Annotated in this window: 17 protein-coding genes and 1 tRNA gene; 7 read left to right on the top strand and 11 right to left on the bottom strand. The window is 70.8% G+C overall.

Going from position 1 to position 17,068, the window contains the following annotated elements; all coding sequences use genetic code 11:
* The first annotated feature begins 96 nt into the window (after window positions 1-96).
* Window positions 97-1,518, top strand: coding sequence for a DEAD/DEAH box helicase (locus COA17_RS10540; RefSeq protein WP_096612184.1), 1,422 nt, complete (start codon window positions 97-99; stop codon window positions 1,516-1,518).
* The gene (locus tag COA17_RS10535; protein WP_066488987.1) at window positions 1,515-1,703 is read left to right on the top strand and encodes a DUF1289 domain-containing protein; all 189 of its coding nucleotides are present in this window, start codon (window positions 1,515-1,517) and stop codon (window positions 1,701-1,703) included. The genes COA17_RS10540 and COA17_RS10535 overlap by 4 nt, the downstream gene beginning before the upstream one ends.
* Before the next feature lie 3 nt (window positions 1,704-1,706).
* On the opposite strand, the gene COA17_RS10530 is transcribed toward COA17_RS10535, so the two are convergent.
* From COA17_RS10530 to COA17_RS10510, 5 genes are all read right to left on the bottom strand, one after another.
* Entirely contained in the window at window positions 1,707-2,756 is a 1,050-nt protein-coding gene (locus COA17_RS10530; protein ID WP_245857649.1) for a cell wall hydrolase, read from the bottom strand.
* A 62-nt stretch (window positions 2,757-2,818) separates the two neighbouring features.
* Window positions 2,819-3,049, bottom strand: a complete 231-nt coding sequence (locus COA17_RS10525; RefSeq protein WP_096612182.1) for a hypothetical protein — start codon at window positions 3,047-3,049, stop codon at window positions 2,819-2,821.
* The gene (gene tgt / locus COA17_RS10520) at window positions 3,046-4,197 is read right to left on the bottom strand and encodes a tRNA guanosine(34) transglycosylase Tgt (protein WP_096612180.1); all 1,152 of its coding nucleotides are present in this window, start codon (window positions 4,195-4,197) and stop codon (window positions 3,046-3,048) included. Before tgt ends, COA17_RS10525 begins: the two co-directional genes overlap by 4 nt.
* On the bottom strand, window positions 4,194-4,832 hold the full coding sequence (locus tag COA17_RS18790; protein ID WP_141397072.1) for an EF-hand domain-containing protein: 639 nt from the start codon (window positions 4,830-4,832) through the stop codon (window positions 4,194-4,196). The genes tgt and COA17_RS18790 overlap by 4 nt, the downstream gene beginning before the upstream one ends.
* 39 nt (window positions 4,833-4,871) lie before the next feature.
* Window positions 4,872-7,136 carry a TonB-dependent siderophore receptor gene (locus COA17_RS10510; RefSeq protein WP_096612178.1) on the bottom strand — a complete coding sequence of 755 codons (2,265 nt, stop codon included), beginning with the start codon at window positions 7,134-7,136 and terminating at the stop codon, window positions 4,872-4,874.
* A gap of 80 nt (window positions 7,137-7,216) precedes the next feature.
* Here COA17_RS10510 and COA17_RS10505 point away from each other — a divergent pair, with 80 nt between their 5' ends.
* The 3 genes from COA17_RS10505 to COA17_RS10495 are packed head-to-tail and all read left to right on the top strand — an operon-like array spanning window position 7,217 to window position 9,427.
* The gene (locus COA17_RS10505; protein ID WP_141397071.1) at window positions 7,217-7,549 is read left to right on the top strand and encodes a hypothetical protein; all 333 of its coding nucleotides are present in this window, start codon (window positions 7,217-7,219) and stop codon (window positions 7,547-7,549) included.
* Window positions 7,546-9,087 carry a PepSY-associated TM helix domain-containing protein gene (locus COA17_RS10500; protein ID WP_245857646.1) on the top strand — a complete coding sequence of 514 codons (1,542 nt, stop codon included), beginning with the start codon at window positions 7,546-7,548 and terminating at the stop codon, window positions 9,085-9,087. Before COA17_RS10505 ends, COA17_RS10500 begins: the two co-directional genes overlap by 4 nt.
* Window positions 9,080-9,427, top strand: a complete 348-nt coding sequence (locus tag COA17_RS10495; protein ID WP_096612174.1) for a hypothetical protein — start codon at window positions 9,080-9,082, stop codon at window positions 9,425-9,427. The genes COA17_RS10500 and COA17_RS10495 overlap by 8 nt, the downstream gene beginning before the upstream one ends.
* Here COA17_RS10495 and COA17_RS10490 read toward each other — a convergent pair.
* The 6 genes from COA17_RS10490 to COA17_RS10465 form a co-directional block, all read right to left on the bottom strand.
* Window positions 9,415-10,416 (bottom strand): alpha/beta hydrolase, encoded by a 1,002-nt coding sequence (locus COA17_RS10490; RefSeq protein WP_176484857.1) that lies wholly within the window; start codon window positions 10,414-10,416, stop codon window positions 9,415-9,417. The genes COA17_RS10495 and COA17_RS10490 overlap by 13 nt on opposite strands.
* Window positions 10,417-10,502: 86 nt before the next feature.
* Window positions 10,503-12,092 (bottom strand): acyl-CoA dehydrogenase family protein, encoded by a 1,590-nt coding sequence (locus COA17_RS10485; protein WP_096612172.1) that lies wholly within the window; start codon window positions 12,090-12,092, stop codon window positions 10,503-10,505.
* A gap of 1 nt (window position 12,093) precedes the next feature.
* On the bottom strand, window positions 12,094-13,236 hold the full coding sequence (locus COA17_RS10480; RefSeq protein WP_066487715.1) for an acyl-CoA dehydrogenase family protein: 1,143 nt from the start codon (window positions 13,234-13,236) through the stop codon (window positions 12,094-12,096).
* A complete protein-coding gene (locus COA17_RS10475) occupies window positions 13,233-14,447 on the bottom strand; it encodes an acetyl-CoA C-acetyltransferase (RefSeq protein WP_096612170.1) in 1,215 nt (404 codons plus the stop codon). The genes COA17_RS10480 and COA17_RS10475 overlap by 4 nt, the downstream gene beginning before the upstream one ends.
* A 13-nt stretch (window positions 14,448-14,460) precedes the next feature.
* The gene (locus COA17_RS10470) at window positions 14,461-15,660 is read right to left on the bottom strand and encodes a CoA transferase (protein WP_096612168.1); all 1,200 of its coding nucleotides are present in this window, start codon (window positions 15,658-15,660) and stop codon (window positions 14,461-14,463) included.
* A gap of 108 nt (window positions 15,661-15,768) precedes the next feature.
* A complete protein-coding gene (locus tag COA17_RS10465) occupies window positions 15,769-16,446 on the bottom strand; it encodes a uracil-DNA glycosylase (RefSeq protein WP_096612166.1) in 678 nt (225 codons plus the stop codon).
* 23 nt (window positions 16,447-16,469) lie between these two features.
* Here COA17_RS10465 and folK point away from each other — a divergent pair, with 23 nt between their 5' ends.
* Together folK and COA17_RS10455 are read left to right on the top strand one after the other, a co-directional pair.
* Window positions 16,470-16,967, top strand: coding sequence for a 2-amino-4-hydroxy-6-hydroxymethyldihydropteridine diphosphokinase (folK, locus tag COA17_RS10460; RefSeq protein WP_096612164.1), 498 nt, complete (start codon window positions 16,470-16,472; stop codon window positions 16,965-16,967).
* 10 nt (window positions 16,968-16,977) lie between these two features.
* Window positions 16,978-17,053 (top strand) — tRNA-Lys (locus tag COA17_RS10455).
* Window positions 17,054-17,068 lie beyond the last annotated feature (15 nt).

The raw sequence follows: 17,068 nt of genomic DNA, 5'->3' as shown, positions 1-17,068 counted from the left end.
ATTCCTTGACTTTGCGGCCGTGATCGGGAAGCGCGGACGGGATAGAAAAGGGGCGTCGGCGCCGGCCGCGCCCGCCCCCGGCAACCGGACATCTGCATGAGCTTCGCCGACCTCGGCCTTTCCGACGAACTCCTCCGCGCCGTCGGCGACACCGGCTATACCGAGCCGACGCCGATCCAGGCCAGCGCCATCCCGTCGGTGCTGATGATGCGCGACATCATCGGCATCGCGCAGACCGGCACCGGCAAGACCGCCAGCTTCGTGCTGCCGATGATCGACATCCTGGCGCAGGGGCGCAGCCGCGCGCGCATGCCGCGCAGCCTGATCCTGGAGCCGACACGCGAACTGGCCGCGCAGGTGGCCGAGAATTTCGAGATCTACGGCAAGTATCACAAGCTTTCGATGGCGCTGCTGATCGGCGGCGTACAGATGGGCGATCAGGTCAAGGCGCTGGAAAAGGGCGTCGACGTGCTGATCGCCACGCCGGGCCGGCTGATGGACCTGTTTGGCCGCGGCAAGATCCTGCTGACCGGCTGTTCGATGCTGGTCATCGACGAAGCGGACCGGATGCTCGACATGGGGTTCATCCCCGATATCGAGGAGATTTGCACCAAGCTGCCGGCACAGCGCCAGACCCTGCTGTTCAGCGCGACGATGCCCGCGCCGATCAAGAAGCTGGCCGACCGCTTCCTCAGCAATCCCAAGACGATCGAGGTCGCACGCCCCGCCAGCACCAACATCAACATCACCCAGTGGGTGGTGCCGGTGAAGGGCAGCGCGTTCGAGAAGCGCCGCAGCCTGCGCACCCTGCTGCGCCAGGACGACGTGCGCACTGCGATCATCTTCTGCAACCGCAAGACGACGGTGCGCGAGCTCAACAAGAACCTGAAACAGCACGGCTTCGCCTCGGGCGAGATCCATGGCGACATGGACCAGCCCGCGCGCCTCGCCGAACTGGACCGGTTCAAGAAGGGCGACGTCAACATCCTGGTCGCCAGCGACGTGGCCGCGCGCGGGCTGGACATCAAGGGCGTCAGCCATGTCGTCAATTTCGACGCGCCGTGGCACCCGGACGATTACGTCCACCGCATCGGCCGTACCGGGCGCGGCGGCGCGACCGGCGTGTCCTATACGCTGATGGGGCCGGACGATCAGGAAAATGTCGAGAATATCGAGAAGCTGACCGGACAGGCGATCCCGCGGCTCGACGCGCTGCCGGAGACGGCGGAGGCGGAAGACGACGCCCGTCCCGCCCGCCGCCGCACCCGCGAGCGCCCCGAACGGACCGAGCGCCCCGAACGTGCCGAGCGGACCGAACGCGCCGAACGTCCCGCGCCCGCCGAGCGCCGCGAGCGCCCGGCCCGCCCGGATCGCGCCCCGCCCGCGCCGCGCATGGCGGACACCGCCGAACCCCGTCACCAGCGCCCGCAACGCCGCGATACGTTCCAGGACGGTCCCGACGATGGCGGCTGGAACGGCCCGATCCCGGACTTCCTCGGGGTCGCCCTCACGTCATGACCGAACAGGCCGACGACGTTCCGGCGTCGCCGTGCAACCTCGTCTGCACCATGGATCCCGTGTCCGGGCTTTGCCTGGGCTGTTACCGCACGATCGGCGAGATCGCCGGGTGGAGCAGCGCCGACACGGCGGAAAAGCGCGCGATCCTCGCCCGGATCGCCGAGCGCGAGCGTGCGGCGACATGACCCTCAGCGCAGCGGCTTGCCCGAATCCTTCCACCGGTCGAGGATCGGGGATTCGGGCAAGTGATCGCCCGCGCCCCGCGCAGCGGGTGACGGCGCGGGCGCAGGCACCAGCGCCCCGCCCATCACCCCGCCCGGGGCCGCGGGAACAAGCGCGGGGGTCGACACCCCGACCGGCATCGCCCCTGCCCCTGCCCCTGCCCCTGCCCCTGCCCCGGCCACGCCCGGCGCCGCCACCGGCCCCGCGGGCAACAGCTCGCCGCCGCGATAGCGCTGCACGAACGCCGCCGCCGTCCCCCAGAAGCCTTTCCAGCGGTGGAAGAAATGCGCCCCCACCGCATCGGTCATCACCAAGGTGCGGTTCCACGCCGGGGTCACCGCGAACGTATGGTAATGGGTGGCAAGGCCGACGGGGGCGTAGACCGAGCCGTTGAGCGCCGCCGCCGCGATCCGCGCCGCGCGCGCCCAGCCCTGCCGGCTCGGCATCCGCGCGCTCGCACCGTCGCAGGCGAAGCTGAACTGGCACCCGCCCCCGGCGGCACCGACGCCCTGATAGACGACGCCGCACACGCTGGCGGGGAATGCCGGATGCCGCACGCGGTTCAGCACCACCTGCGCCACCGCGCGCTCGCCCTCGTCCGATTCCGACGCCGCCTCGTAATAGATCGCGGCGGTCAGGCATTGCAGCGCGCGCGCGCGGTCGATCGGCGCGATTCCCGCCAGCGTGAACGGGCGCGCCGGCGTCACCTTCGCATCGCCCGCGATCCGCGCGGCAAAGGCGGGGGCGGCGGGCAGCGGGGCGGTTCCCGTCGTGCCGCGCGCGGGTGAGGCGAAGGTGGCGGGGTCGGCGCCCCCCGGGGCCGCCTCGGCGGCGACCGGGGCGGGCAGCGCACGGCTCACCAGGATGCGCGGCGATGCCAGCATCAGCATCGCGGCCTGCGCCGCCAGCGCCCCGGCGCCGACCACGATCAGCGCCCCGATCACCGCCAGCAGCCGGCGCGCCCAGAACAGGGCGGCGCGCTGCGATCGCTGACCGGTGGGGAAGAAGGCGCGCACGGCCCGGCTCCTCGCACGCGCCCGCCCGCCGGGCGCGTCGCTATCGCCTAGCGCGCCGGCCCTTACTTTTTCTTATCGCCCCGGCGGCTGTCGCGCTGCGAATTGGCGAACAGCACCGCCGCGGCGACCGCGGCGGAACCGATGCCCACGCCCAGCCACGTCTTGCCGATCTGCCAGCGCCCGCCGCGATGCATCGCTGCATCCTTGCCCACGCCGGCTTCCTCATGCGCCTTGGCGGCGGCGACGGTCGCCAGGATCTCGTTCGGCTCGGTCGGGTCGGTTGCGTCGGTCATCCTTGTCCTCCTTTGCCCGCGCCGTAACGCGCGCGGAAACCGCTGGCGAACGCCGCCAGCCGCTGCTCGGCGATGGCGGCGCGCAGGTCCGCCATCAACGCCTCGTAAAAGGCGATATTGTGTTCGGTCATCAACATCGCACCCAGAATCTCGCCACTGCGGACCAGATGGTGGAGATAGGCACGGCTCCACGTCGCGCACACCGCGCAGCCGCATTCGGGGTCCAGCGGCCCCTGATCCTCGTTGAAGCGCGCGTTGCGGATGTTGATCGGCCCGCTGCGCGTGAACGCCTGGCCAGTGCGCCCCGATCGCGTCGGCATCACGCAATCGAACATGTCGACCCCGCGCTCCACCGCGCCGACGATATCGTCGGGCTTGCCCACCCCCATCAGATAGCGCGGGCGGTCGGCGGGCAGCTGGCCGGGCGCGTAGTCAAGGCACGCGAACATCGCCTCCTGTCCCTCGCCCACCGCCAGCCCGCCGATCGCATAGCCGTCGAAGCCGATGTCGATCAGCGCATCGGCGCTCGCCTTGCGCAACCCTTCGTCCAGCGCGCCCTGCTGGATGCCGAAGATCGCGTTATGCGCCGCATGGACACCGCCGTCCGCGTCGTGGAAGGCGTCGCGGCTGCGCTTCGCCCAGCGCATCGATCGCTCCATCGCCGCGGCCTGCACCTCGCGGGTGGAGGTGGTCGGCACCAGTTCGTCGAACGCCATCGTGATGTTGCTGCCCAGCAGCCGCTGGATCTCGATCGAGCGTTCGGGGGTGATGAGGTGCCGGGTGCCGTCCAGATGGCTGGCGAAGGCGACGCCCTCCTCCGATCGTTTGGTCAGTTCGGACAGGCTCATCACCTGATAGCCGCCCGAATCGGTCAGGATCGGCCGTTCCCACCCCATGAAGGCGTGCAGCCCACCCAGCCGCGCCACCCGCTCCGCGCCGGGGCGCAGCATCAGGTGATAGGTGTTGCCCAGGATGATGTCCGCGCCCGCGCGCGCGACGTCGGCGGGCTTCATCGCCTTCACCGTCGCGGCGGTGCCGACCGGCATGAACGCGGGCGTGCGGATCGTGCCGCGCTCCATCGCGATCGCGCCGGTGCGCGCCGCGCCGTCGGTCGCGGCGATCGTGAAGGCGAAGCGCGGCGCGCTCATCGCCCGCCGGCTCTGTTGCCGCCTTCCCTGTCGCCGTCCGACTTGTCGTCCGGCTCGGGCGCGCGCGGGTCGTGCCCGCCGCGCGGCACCGCCCCGGCATCGGGCTTGCCCTTCCCGCGCGGCGCGCCGCGCCCCATCGTCGGGCCGTCCGCGCCGATCGGCATGGTGCGGAACGTCAGCAGCTCGGCGCGGCTGATCGTCTTGCTGCCGTCCTTGTCGTAGCGCGCGAACAGGCGGCTGAACTGGTCGAGCAGCTCGTCCAGCGTGACCTTCCCGTCGTTGTTGCGATCCACCTCATACGGGCTGGGCAGCGCATTGGCATCGCCCAGGAACTTCGCCGCCCAGTCGGAATAGGCGATGTAGCGCAGCGCGCCGGTATGCGCGGTGTCGATCGCCTCGAACGACGCGCGCACGCCGTCGATCATCTCCGACCGGTCGACCAGCGCATCGCCATTGGCGTCGAACGTCGCGATCATCATCGCCACCGGCTCGACCACCATCGTCGCGGGGGTCTGCGGCTGCGCGGGCTCCGGCGCGCGCACGACGATCGGCGGCGGTTCCTGCGCAGGGGCGGCGGGGGCGGGGGCGGCAGCGGCGGCGGCGGCAAGCGACAGCAACAGGGGGAGCGCACTCATCGCTCCCCCGTGGCAGAACATGCCCGCCTTATCCAGCCGTCACCAATTGTAGCGCAGCGTCCCCACGACGGTGCGCGACGCGCCGAAATAGCAGCTGTTGTTGAAGAAGCAGCTGGCGATATGCCGCTTGTCGAACAGGTTCTGCGCATTGACGCTAAGGCTCAGCCCCGCCAGCGATGGGTCGAGCACGCCGATGTCGTAGCCGATCAGCGCATCGGCTAGCACGAAACCGGGCGAGGCGAAGCGCGTCGTGACCAGCTGCCGGTTGCGCGTGATCTGCGCCGTCCCGTCCGATTCGCCGACGTAGCGGACGCCCGCGCCCAGGTTCAGCCCGCCCAGCGCGCCCGCCGCGGCATGTTTCAGGTCCCATGCGACGAAGCTCGACGCGCTCCACTTGGGGATGCCCAGCGGGCGGGTGCCGGTCACCCCGGCCAGCTGGTCGCCGGTGCCGGTCGGCGGATTGCCGCGCACCGTCAGCGCATCGGTATAGCTGCCCGCGACCGTCACCGACAGGCCGGGGGCGATATCGCCGCGCCCGTCCAGCTCGATGCCGCGCACCTTCACCTCGCCCGCCTGGATCGAAAAGCCGATGTTGACCGGGTCGGGCACGGTCGCGTTCTGGCGGCGCAGGTCGTAGGCCGACAGCGTGAACAGCGCGCTGGTGCCGCGCGGCTGGTATTTCAGCCCCGCCTCGTACTGCCGCCCGGTGACGGGGACGAACGGCGTCCCGTCGAACGTCGTCCCGGTCTGCGGCTCGAAGCTTTCGGAATAGCTGACGAACGGCGACAGTCCCAGTTTGGTCTCGTACAGCGCGCCGACCCGCCCGGTGAAGGCGGTCTGCGACAGCCGGGTGACGGCCCCGCTGATGCGATTTCGGGTCAGCGTCGAATACCAGTCGTACCGCCCGCTCGCGATTACGTTCAACCCGCCGATCGCGATCTGGTCCTGCGCATAGACGCCGACCTGGTCGATCTTGCGGAAATTGCGCGTCACGCCGGGGAACAGCAGCAGGTTGCTCGACGGCAGGTTGCGGCCATAGACGGGGGCGTAAAGGTCCAGGTTGGGCATGCTGATCGCCGGGTTGGCGCTGGTGCCGATCGCGAACGCCTGGTCGTTGCTGCCACGGTTGTTCTGCCAGTCCAGCCCCGCCAGCAGCGTGTGGCGCACCGGCCCGGTCGCAAGGTCCGCCGCCAGCCGGTTGTCGAGCGTGATCGTGCGGAACGCCTCGTCCGCGCCGCCGCCGCCGCGCGTGATCCGCGACAGATCGGTGTTGCCGCTGGCGTCCAGGTTGGTGTTGGCGTTGAACGACAGATAGATCTGCCGATAGTGCAGGTCGATATCCAAGTAGCGTGCATTGGTGGTCCAGGTCAGCGCGTCGTTCAGCTGATGGCGCAGCAGCACGGTGGCCGACTTCTGCGTCCGGTCGAACGCCTCATAGGCCGGTTCGGAGACGTTGAGGTTCACCGGCAGCGCCCCCAGCGGGCTGGGCAGCGCCGAGCCGTACACCGGCACGCCGCTGTACGACGCCGCTTCGGGATCGCGCTGGTAGTTGAGGATCAGCGTGACGCTGGTCGCGTCGTCGGGCGCGAAGGTCAGCATCGGGCGCGCATAATAGCGCCGGTTGCGGGTCAGCGCGATGAAGCCGTCGGACCGCTCCGCCCCCGCGATCACGCGGAACAGCAGCTTGCCGTCGCGGTCGAGCGGCTGGTTCACGTCGATCGACGAGCGCAGCAGGTCGAAATTGCCCGCCGCCAGCTCGATCCGCCCGCCCGCCTCGCGGTACGGCACCTTGCTGGTCAGGTTGACCAGCCCGCCGGGGGTGGAATTGCCATACAGGACCGATGCCGGCCCCTTGATGATGTCGACGCGGTCGACCAGGTGGAAATCGATCTGCGGGCTGGCATAGATACCGCCCAGCAGCCGCATCCCGTCCATGTAGATGCCCGGCGTGAACCCGCGGATGTACAGCTGGTCGTAGCGCGTGGCGACATTGCCGCGCTGGTTGGGCGCGACCCCCGCGACATAGCCGAGCGCCTGGTTGATCGACTGCACGTTGCGGCGCAGCAGCTCGGTCTCGTCGATCACCGCCACCGCCTGCGGCAGCGCGATCAGCGGGGTCGGCGTCTTGGCGCCCGCATCGCCGGTCGCCCGCTCGCGCACGCCGTTGACGATCACGTCGTCATTGTCGCGCACCTGCGGGTCGGCGGCGACGGCATCCTCCGTCGCACCCGGCATCGCCCATCCCGTCGCCGGCGCACCGCCCAGCAGCAGCGCCGCGATCGCCCAGCCCCTTCGTCCCCGCATGATTGTTCTTTCCGCTATTGATAGTGACTCGCAGACGCTGCTAAGGGGGTTGCGATCAATGGGCAAGGGGGTTGTCGGTAATGTTGATGCGACGCGCCGGATCGGGGGCCGTGCCGCCAGCGCGGCCACGCTGGCGCATCCGCCCCGCCGCCTGGGCGATGACCGCGCGTTGCATCACCGCGTTCCTGGGCAATTACGCCTTCGCCGCCACCGCCACGTCGCTGACCGCCCGGCTGCTGCCGATCGCGCGGGTGGAGGCAACCGTCTGGGCCATGATCCTGTCGTTCCTCCTCTATGCGATCGTCGGCCTGTGGTGTTTCGCCGAAGCCTCGCTGGCGCGCGTCGCGGCCATCGTGTGGGGCGGCGCGCTGCTGATGGGCGCGGCGGTGTGGCTGATCGGGGTGCGCCCGTGATTCGCGCGCTGCGTCAGTCGATGGCGTGGATCCACGGCTGGCTGGGGCTGGTCGCCGGCTGGCTGCTGTTCGCGATGTTCGCCACCGGCACCGCCAGCTATTTCCGCCCGGAGATCACGCGCTGGATGCAGCCGGAGATCGCCGCCAACCGCACCGCCCCGGCGGACGCCGCCGCCGCCGCGGTCCGCCATCTCCAGCGCGTCGGCGCCGATGACGTGCAATGGTTCATCGCGCTCCCCGACGAACGCACCGCGGTGACGCGGGTGTTCGAACAGCCGAAACCCGCGGCCGAGGGCGCCCCCCGCCCCCGCCGCCCCCGTGCCGAGGAACTGGTGCTCGATCCCGCCACCGGCGATCCGGTCGCCGCGCGCGACACGCGCGGGGGCGAGCATTTCTACCGCTTCCACTTCCAGCTCCAGCTGCCCTACCCCTGGGGCCGCTGGCTGGCGGGTGTCTGCGCGATGTTCATGCTCGGCGCGATCATCTCCGGCGTGGTCACGCACAAGCGCATCTTCGCCGATTTCTTCACGCTGCGCTGGAACAAGGGGCAGCGCAGCTGGCTCGACGCGCACAATGTCAGCGCGGTGCTGGCGCTGCCGTACCATGCGGTCATCACCTACACCGGCCTTGTCACGCTGGTGGTGATGTACATGCCCTGGCCGATCGTCGCCAATTACCCGCAGCCGGCGCGCTTCGCTCAGGAAGCCTATGGCCTGGCCGCCGATGTCGAGCCGACCGGGCGCCCCGCGCCGCTGGTCGCCATCGCGCCGCTGGTGCGCGACGCCGAACGGCGGCTGGGCGGCGCGGCGGGGCGTCTCGTCGTCAGCCACCCCAATGACGCCGCGGCGACCGTCACCGTCACGCGCGGCAACGGCGCGTCGGTCGCCGCCCGCGGCGTCAGCGCGACCTATTCGGGCACGACCGGCCGGCTGCTGTCGGCCTCGGCGCCCCCCGGCGCTGCGATCACCACCGCCAACGTGCTGCTGGGGCTGCACATGGCGCAGTTCGCCGGCCCGGCGCTGCGCTGGACGCTGTTCGTGCTGGGGCTGAGCGGCGTGGCGATGGTCGGCACCGGGCTGCTGCTGTGGACCGCGGCGCGCCGCCGGCCGGGCGCGACGCCCTTCTTCGGGCTGCGGCTGGTCGAGCGGCTCAACATCGCCACCATCGCCGGCTTGCCGCTGGGGATGGCGGCGTTCCTGCTCGCCAACCGGCTGCTGCCCGCCGGCATGCCGGGGCGCGCCGATGCGGAGGTGGCGGCGATGTTCTGGACCTGGGGCGCCGCCGCACTGCTGCAATGCGCGCGCGCGCCGCGGCTGGCGTGGCGCGATCTGTTCGCGCTCGGCGCGGTCGCCTTCGCCGCGATCCCGATCGTCGATGCGCTCGCCACCCCGCGGCTGGCGGCGGGCGATCCGCTGTTCCTCGCCTTCGATTCCGCGATGGCGGCGATGGCCGTCGCGCTCGCCTTCGCCGGCCGCCGCGCAGCGCGCATCCCCGCCGCCCCCGTCCGCCGTTCCGCCCGAAAGGTCGCCCATGCCTGATACGATCCTGACCGCCGCGCTCGCCTTCGTCCTGCTCGCCGCGACCGCGCATCGCCATCGCCGCGACGCCGGGGTCGCCACCCACGGCCAGGTCCGCGCCTTGCGCCTCGCGGCGACCGCGCTGCTGCTGGTCGCGTTCACGCGCGCCGCCGGGCCGCTCGCGGGGGAACGGATCGTCCGGTTCCTGGTCGGCGGGTCGATCGCCGGGATCGCGGTGGTGCTGGCGCTGTCGTTCGACGCCGCGCGCGTGCTGGCGCCGGTGCGCTGGCTGCTCAGCCGCCCCCGCCCCGCGCCGGCACCTGCGCGCGCCCGCGCACCGGCGCGCGCTCAGCGCGGCTGACGCGCGATCCAGGCGGCCAGCAGGTCGGGCCAGTAATGCGCGGGCAGCGCCGGGTCGCCGGTGCCGTAGCCGTGCCCGCCCTCCTGGAAGAAATGCGCCTCCACCGGGCGCTTGGCGGCTTCCAGCGCGCGCATCATGATCCGGCTGTTCTCCGGCGGCACCGCCGGATCGTCGAGCGAATGGACCAGGAAGGTCGGCGGCGTCTGCGCCGTCACGTGCAGCGCGGGTGAGCGCCGCTCGACCAGCGCCGCGCCCGGCGCATCGCCCAGCAGCAATTGCGTCGACAGCGCATGGCCGATCCCCGCCGCGTGCGAGATCACGGGATAGATCAGCGCCGCGGTCGCCGGACGCGCGTCCAGCCGGTCGATCGCGTCGACGCCCGGCGCCAGCGGCTCGGCGAAACCGGTCGCCAGCGACGCGGCCAGATGCCCGCCCGCCGAAAAGCCGACCACCGATACCTGCGCCGGGTCGAACCCATATTCGCCCGCGACCGATCGGATCACGCGCATCGCGCGCTGCGCGTCCTGCAACGGCACGTCGGCGCGGTCGGCCCAGCCCTCGCCCGGCAGGCGATAGGTGAGGACGAACACGGTATAGCCCTTCGCCGTCATCCGCGCCGCGACGTCGACGCCCTCGTTGACGATCGACACCAGCCGGTATGCGCCGCCGGGAATCGACAGCAGCGCGCGCCCGTTCGATTCGCGCGGGCGGAACACGCGCAGGTCGGGCGCGGCGACATTGCGGATATAGATGGTGTCGCCCGGCTCGGCCGGCTGGCGGGTGAAGCCCGATCCGGGCACGCCCTTCGGCCATAGCGGGATCGACCGCGCCTGCCCCCAGACGACCGGCAGCGGCGGCAACGGCGGGGCCACGGGGGCCGCCCCCGTTGCCGCCACCGCCGGCCCGGCGCGCGTCAGCGCGGCGCCCGCCGCCATTCCCCCGGCCGCCGCCATCACCCCGCGCCTGCTGATCCCGTCGCCCTTCGCCATCGCCGCGTTATCCTCTCGTCACGCCGGCCATGCCACCGCCCATGCGCTCGTGCAAACGTTTGCTGATGCATTCCGGGTATCCCCGTTCAGCGCATCGCGATCATTCCGCGCGCGATCACCTGCGCCTGGATCTCCGCCGCCCCTTCGAAGATGTTCAGGATACGCGCGTCGCACAGCACGCGGCTGATCTCATATTCCAGCGCATAACCGTTGCCGCCGTGAATCTGCAGCGCCGCATCGGCATTGCTCCACGCCGCGCGCGCCGCCAGCAACTTGGCCATTCCCGCCTCGATATCGCAACGGCGGCCCGAATCCTTCGCGCGCGCCGCGGCATAGGTCAGCTCGCGCGCCATCACCATGTCGACCACGCTGGCGGCGATCTTGTCGGCGACGCGCGGGAAGGTGATGATCGCGCGCCCGAACTGGCGGCGCTCCCGGGCATAGCCCAGCGCCAGCTCGATCGCGCGCCGCGCCACGCCGACCGCGCGCGCCGCGGTCTGGATCCGCGCGCCCTCGAACGTGCGCATCAACTGCTTGAACCCGCGCCCTTCCTCATCGCCCAGCAGTGCGTCGGCGGGGGCGGCCATGCCGTCGAACGCCAGCGCATATTCGCGCATCCCGCGATAGCCCAGCACCGCGATCTCGCTGCCTGCCATCCCCGCGACCGGGAACGGATCGGCATCGGTCCCGCGCGGCTTGGGTACCAGCAGCATCGACAGCCCGGCATGGCCCGGCACGTCGTCGCGGGTCCGCGCCAGCAACGTCATCAGGTCCGACCGGCTGGCATGGGTGATCCACGTCTTGGCCCCGTCGATCTGCCAGCCGCCGTCGGGGGCAGGCCGCGCGCGGGTGGCGATCGCGCCCAGGTCCGATCCGACATCGGGTTCGGTGAACACCGCGGTCGGCAGCACCGCGCCGCTCGCGATCGCGGGCAGCCAGCGCGCCTTCTGCGCCTCCGTCCCCGCCGCCGCGATCAGCTCGCCGGCGATCTCGGATCGCGTGCCCAGCGATCCCGCGCCGATCCACCCGCGCGACAATTCCTCGGTGACGACGCACATCACCAGCTTCGACAGGCCCAGCCCGCCATAGGCCTCCGGAATGCACACGCCGAACGTGCCCAGCGCCGCCATCTCCGCGATCACCGCATCGGGGATCAGCGCATCGTCCAGGTGCCAGCGGTGCGCATGCGGCACGATCCGCGTCTCGGTGAAGCGGCGGAACTGGTCGCGGATCGCATCCAGGTCGGGGTCGTCCAGCGTCTCCGCCGGCCACTGTCCCGCCGCCAGTGCCGCCGCCAGCGCCGCGCGCTCGTCGCGCTGGTCGGCATCCAGCAGCGGCGCGGCCGCCTCCGCCAGCGCGCGCGCCGCACCTTGCGTCCCCAGATCGGCGGGGCGGACGATCTCGTTCTGCCCCATCGGCAGCCCGCCGGTCAGCTGTGCGACCGTTTCGGCGACACCGATGCGCAAAACGGCGTCATTGACCGCATCGGGGGCGCACCGGCCGTGCCAATCCGACAGCGCCTCCAGCGCCGCAACACCCGTCGCGACCCACGCCAGCCCGTGCGCAGCGCGCTGTTCGGTGTCGATCGACGCATCCGCAACGCGCTTCCTGACCGCCTCGACCGTCGCCGCACCGTAGGTTCCGGCCGCTTCCAGCGCGTGGCGGACGTCGCGCATGTCAGTAACTCCGCGGCAAATTCAGCACATGCTCCGCGACGTAACTCAGGATCATGTTCGTGCTGATCGGCGCCACCTGGTACAATCGCGTCTCGCGGAACTTGCGTTCGACGTCATATTCGGCCGCGAAACCGAACCCGCCATGCGTCTGGATGCATGCTTCCCCTGCAGCCCAACTCGCCTCGGCGGCCAGCATCTTGGCGATATTCGCTTCCTCACCGGCGTTGTCGCCCGCTTCGTACCGCCGCAGCCCCTCCCGCACCATCAGTTCGGCGGCGCGCATCTGGGCGTAGGCGCGCGCGATCGGGAACTGGACGCCCTGGTTCTGCCCGATCGGCCGCCCGAACAGCACCCGTTCGCGCGCGTAATCGCGCGCCTTGTCGATGAACCACTTAGCATCGCCGATACATTCCGCCGCGATCAGCAGCCGCTCGGCGTTCATGCCGGACAGGATGTAGCGGAAACCCTTGCCCTCCTCGCCCACCAGATTGGCCGCCGGAACGCGCAGATTGTCGAAGAACACCTCCGTAGTGGCGTGGTTCATCATCGTCTCGATCGGGCGGATCGTGATCCCCGGCGACGTCATGTCGACCAGCAGCACCGACAGCCCATCGGTCTTCGACGCCGCTTCCGCGCGCGGGGTGGTCCGCGCCAGCAGCAGCATCAGGTCGGAATGTTCGGCGCGGCTGGTCCAGATCTTCTGCCCGTTGACGACATATTCGTCGCCCTCTCGCCGCGCAGTCGTCTTCAGCGCCAGCGTGTCGGTGCCGCTGGTCGGCTCGGTCACCCCGAACGCCTGCAACCGCAGCTCCCCGGTCGCGATCCGCGGCAGGTAGCGGCGCTTCTGCTCGTCCGATCCGTGGCGCAGCAGTGTGCCCATGATGTACATCTGCGCATGGCACGCCGCGCCGTTGCACCCCTGCCGCTGCACCTCTTCCAAGATCGCCGCGGCCGCCGACAGCGGCAGCCCGGCGCCGCCATATTCCTCCGGGATCAGCGCCGCCAGCCACCCGCCCTGCGCCAGTGCGGCGACGAATTCGGTCGGATAGGCGCGCTCCCGATCCTTCGCGCGCCAATAGGCGCCGGGGAATTGCTGGCACAGCCGCGCCACCTCGGCGCGGATCTCGGCATGGTCCGCGCTCACGCCGCGCGCTCGAACACCGCGGCGATCCCCTGCCCGCCGCCGATGCACATCGTCTCCAGCCCGTAACGACCGCCGCGCCGCTGCAACTCGCGCGTCAGGTTCGCCAGAATCCGCCCGCCGGTCGCGCCGATCGGATGGCCCAGCGAAATCCCCGATCCGTTGACGTTGAGGATGTCGTGCCGCCCGTCGTCCTCGCTCCAGCCCCAGCCTTTGAGCACCGCCAGCACCTGCGGCGCGAACGCCTCGTTCAGCTCGACCAGGTCGATATCGCCCCAGCCCAGCCCGGTGCGCCGGAACAGCCGCTCCACCGCCGGCACCGGCCCGATCCCCATCCGTGACGGATCGCAACCGGCCGCCGCCCAGCCGTGGAACCACGCGATCGGCTCCAGCCTCAGTTCGTCCAGCTTGTCCTCGGCGACCACCAGACAGGCGGCGGCGGCGTCATTCTGCTGGCTGGCGTTGCCCGCGGTCACCACCCCGCCCTCGATTGGACGCAGCCGGCCCAGCGTCTCCATGCTGGCATCGGCGCGATAGCCTTCGTCCTGCGCGAAGACGACCGGATCGCCCTTGCGCTGCGGGATCGACACCGGGACCAGTTCGTCCGCGAACAGCCCCTTCTCCCACGCGGTCGCCGCGCGCTGGTGCGAGCGCACGGCATAGGCATCCGCCGCCTCGCGCGTGATGTGATAGTCCTTCGCCAAATTCTCGGCGGTCTCGATCATCCCGCTGATGACCCCGAACCGCTCGACCGGCTGGCTCATCAACCGCCCGCGCGTCAGCCGGTCGTGGAGCGTGACATTGCCCATCCGCACCCCGCCGCGCAGGTCGGTGGTATAATGTTCGACGTTCGACATGCTCTCGCACCCGCCGGCCACCACGACGTCGCTGGCGCCGGTCTGCACCATCATCGCCGCGTCGATCACCGCCTGCAGCCCCGAACCGCAGCGCCGGTCGAGCTGATAGCCCGGCACCTCGATCGGCAACCCCGCCGCCAGCCATGCCCAATGCCCGATCGCCGGCGCCTCGCCATTGCCATAGCCTTGCGCGAAGACGACGTCGTCGACCCGCGCCGGATCGATCCCGGTCCGCTCGATCAAGGCCGTCAGCACCGTCGCGCCCAGCTGGCCGGCGGTCAGCGTGGACAGAACCCCGCCGAACTTGCCGACAGCGGTGCGGATCGGGGCGACGATGGCGGCGCGACGCAGGGTCATAGGATGGGTTCCTTCAGGATATGCCGACCACGCCGGCGTCGATCAGGCGCGCGATCGCGCCGGAGGAAAGGCCCAGCCGCTCGGCCAGCACGCGTTCGCTATGCTGGCCGTTGCGCGGCGCGGGAACGGGCGGCGCACGATCGAGCTGCGGCATTGTCGCGAACGCGCCCGCGGCGGGATAGGCAAAGCCGCTGGGATTGTCGTCGCGCGCGGCGAAGATCGGGTTATCGGCGACGAGCCGAGGGTCGCGCGCCGCCTCGCGCATCGTGCGATAGGCGGAATGGACGATCCCGGCCGCGTCGAACGCCGCCGCCAGATCGGCGTGGTCGCGGTTCCCGATCGCTGCCTCGAACAGCGGCATCAGCGCATCGCGATGGACGAACCGCGCGCCGTCATCCTGCGCGAAGGCGGCACCACGCGCCGCTTCCACCGCCGCGACCGCCTCCTCCAGTGCCAGCACCGCCAACAACCGCGACCATTGGCGGTGCGTCACCACCACGATCATCGTACGCATGCCGTCGCGGGTCGTGAAATCGCGCCCGAACAGGCCGTAGACGGTGTTGCCCAGCCGCGGCCGGTCGGCATCGGCGTAAAGCACCTCGGCGATCCCGCCCAGATTGGCGACGGTGCCGATCGCGACGTCGGACAGCGGCACGCGCACCTCCCCGCCCTGCCCCGTTGCCGCACGCCGCCGGATCGCGGCGAGCAGCGCAAACGCGGCATAGGCACCCGTCAGCAGATCCCAGGCGGGGAGGACGTGGTTGACCGGGGCCGGCCCTTCGCCCGTCAGCATCGGATAACCGACCGCATTATTGACGGTATAATCCAGTGCCGGGCTGCCGTCCGCCCAGCCCATCACGCGGAGGGTCACCAGATCGGCCCGGCCGGTGGCCAGCGTATCGTGCGACAGGAAGCCGTCGACGGGGAAATTGGTGACGAACTGACCGGTCGCGCGCACCAGCGCCTGCAGCAGCTCGCGCCCCTCGTCCCGCGCCAGATCGAGCGCGACCGATTTCTTCGCGCGGTTGAGATTCTCCCAATAGAGCGAGTCGCCCGCCGCGGTGACCGGCCAGCGGCGATAATCCGGCCCGCCGCCGATCGGATCGACGCGGATCACCTCCGCCCCGAACTGCGCGCAATACAGGCCCGCGGTGGGGGAAGCGACGAACGAGGACGCCTCGATCACGCTCAGTCCGACAAGCAGATCGTACACGCCGCGCTATCCTGCCCGCCGCGGGGAATGGCCCTGATGGGCGGCCGTTTGCTGCGGCATGCGTCTCTCCCGATCTTTCGACCTTCCCTATCGGTCTGCGGCCGTTTTTCAAGAAGCGCGCGGCACCGCCTGATCGCGCACCGCCAGCGCGCGTTCGAACACCGCCGCGAACATCTCGGGCGTCAGCCGGCCGGTGTTCTGGTTGTAGCGGCTGCAATGGTAGCTATCGATCAGGATGCGCCCGTCGGGCATGCGATGTTCGGCCAGATGTCCGAACCGCGCCTTGGGCAGCTTGCCGCCCAGCACCTTGACGATCGATTGATGCGCGATCTGCCCCAGCGCGACGAACACGCGGGCATTGGGCAGCGCGCCCGCCTGCCCCTCCAGGAACGGGCGGCAGGTGCGGATTTCCTCCGGCGTCGGCTTGTTCTCCGGGGGCAGGCACTTCACCGCATTGATGATGACCGCCCCGGTCAGCGCCAGCGTATCGGCGGGACTACCCTCGTACTGGCCCGTCGCCAGCCCGTATCGCGCCAGCGTGTTGAACAGCAGGTCGCCCGAATAATCGCCGGTGAACGGACGGCCGGTGCGGTTCGCGCCCTGCTTGCCCGGTGCCAGCCCGACGATCGCCAGCCATGCATCGGGATCGCCGAACGCGCGGACCGGGGCGTTCCACCAGTCGGGATGCTCGATCCGCAATGCCGCGCGCACCGCCACCAGCCGCGGGCAGCGCGGGCAGTCGCGGGGCGGCTCGGTTTCGGGCAGCGGAGAGGGTGCGAAGTCCATCGTCTTTCGTTAGGCGCGAACGGGTGCGTCACTCAACGTCCCATCCCTCAACCTATGTCGTGGCGATCGGCTCCAATCGGCGCGGCCGACACGGCCCGCCCCGTGCGGAGGTCGCCGCGGCGATCACGCTGCTGGACGGCACCGCCTCCCCGATCATCGCCAGCGCGCCGCTCGGCCCGTCGACGCGGACCTTCGCCAATGCCGCGGTGCTGATCCGCAGCACCGTACCGCCCCCTGCGCTGCTCGATCGGCTCAAGGCGATCGAGCGCGATTTCGGCCGGCGGCGCGGGCGGCGCTGGGGGGAACGGGTGATCGATCTCGACATCGTCCTGTGGTCGGGCGGCACGTGGCGGTCGCCGACGCTGACGATCCCGCACCCGGCGTTCCGAATGCGCGACTTCGTGCTGCGCCCGATGGCGGCGATCGCCCCGCGCTGGCGCGATCCGCGCACCGCGCGGACGGTCCGCCAGCTTCATGCCCGGTTGACCCGCGCGCGCGCCGTCCCTAACGCCCGCCGCTAACCCTGCGTGAGGGTCCGTAGCTCAGTCGGTAGAGCAAGCGACTTTTAATCGAGAGGTCCCGGGTTCGAGCCCCGGCGGACCCACCACGCGGGGGATCGGAC

This window comes from Sphingomonas ginsenosidimutans, assembly GCF_002374835.1.
GTDB classification, from domain to species: Bacteria; Pseudomonadota; Alphaproteobacteria; order Sphingomonadales; family Sphingomonadaceae; genus Sphingomonas; species Sphingomonas ginsenosidimutans.
Note: the sequence above shows the minus strand (reverse complement) of the source record. Positions and strands in the feature narration are given on the sequence as shown.

Coding starts and splice junctions, on each gene's coding strand:
- COA17_RS10540 (WP_096612184.1), top strand. CDS start 97: ATGAGCTTCGCCGACCTCGGCCTTTCCGACGAACTCCTCCGCGCCGTC.
- COA17_RS10535 (WP_066488987.1), top strand. CDS start 1,515: ATGACCGAACAGGCCGACGACGTTCCGGCGTCGCCGTGCAACCTCGTC.
- COA17_RS10525 (WP_096612182.1), bottom strand. CDS start 3,049: ATGACCGACGCAACCGACCCGACCGAGCCGAACGAGATCCTGGCGACC.
- tgt (WP_096612180.1), bottom strand. CDS start 4,197: ATGAGCGCGCCGCGCTTCGCCTTCACGATCGCCGCGACCGACGGCGCG.
- COA17_RS18790 (WP_141397072.1), bottom strand. CDS start 4,832: ATGAGTGCGCTCCCCCTGTTGCTGTCGCTTGCCGCCGCCGCCGCTGCC.
- COA17_RS10510 (WP_096612178.1), bottom strand. CDS start 7,136: ATGCGGGGACGAAGGGGCTGGGCGATCGCGGCGCTGCTGCTGGGCGGT.
- COA17_RS10505 (WP_141397071.1), top strand. CDS start 7,217: ATGTTGATGCGACGCGCCGGATCGGGGGCCGTGCCGCCAGCGCGGCCA.
- COA17_RS10495 (WP_096612174.1), top strand. CDS start 9,080: ATGCCTGATACGATCCTGACCGCCGCGCTCGCCTTCGTCCTGCTCGCC.
- COA17_RS10490 (WP_176484857.1), bottom strand. CDS start 10,416: ATGGCGAAGGGCGACGGGATCAGCAGGCGCGGGGTGATGGCGGCGGCC.
- COA17_RS10485 (WP_096612172.1), bottom strand. CDS start 12,092: ATGCGCGACGTCCGCCACGCGCTGGAAGCGGCCGGAACCTACGGTGCG.
- COA17_RS10475 (WP_096612170.1), bottom strand. CDS start 14,447: ATGACCCTGCGTCGCGCCGCCATCGTCGCCCCGATCCGCACCGCTGTC.
- COA17_RS10465 (WP_096612166.1), bottom strand. CDS start 16,446: ATGGACTTCGCACCCTCTCCGCTGCCCGAAACCGAGCCGCCCCGCGAC.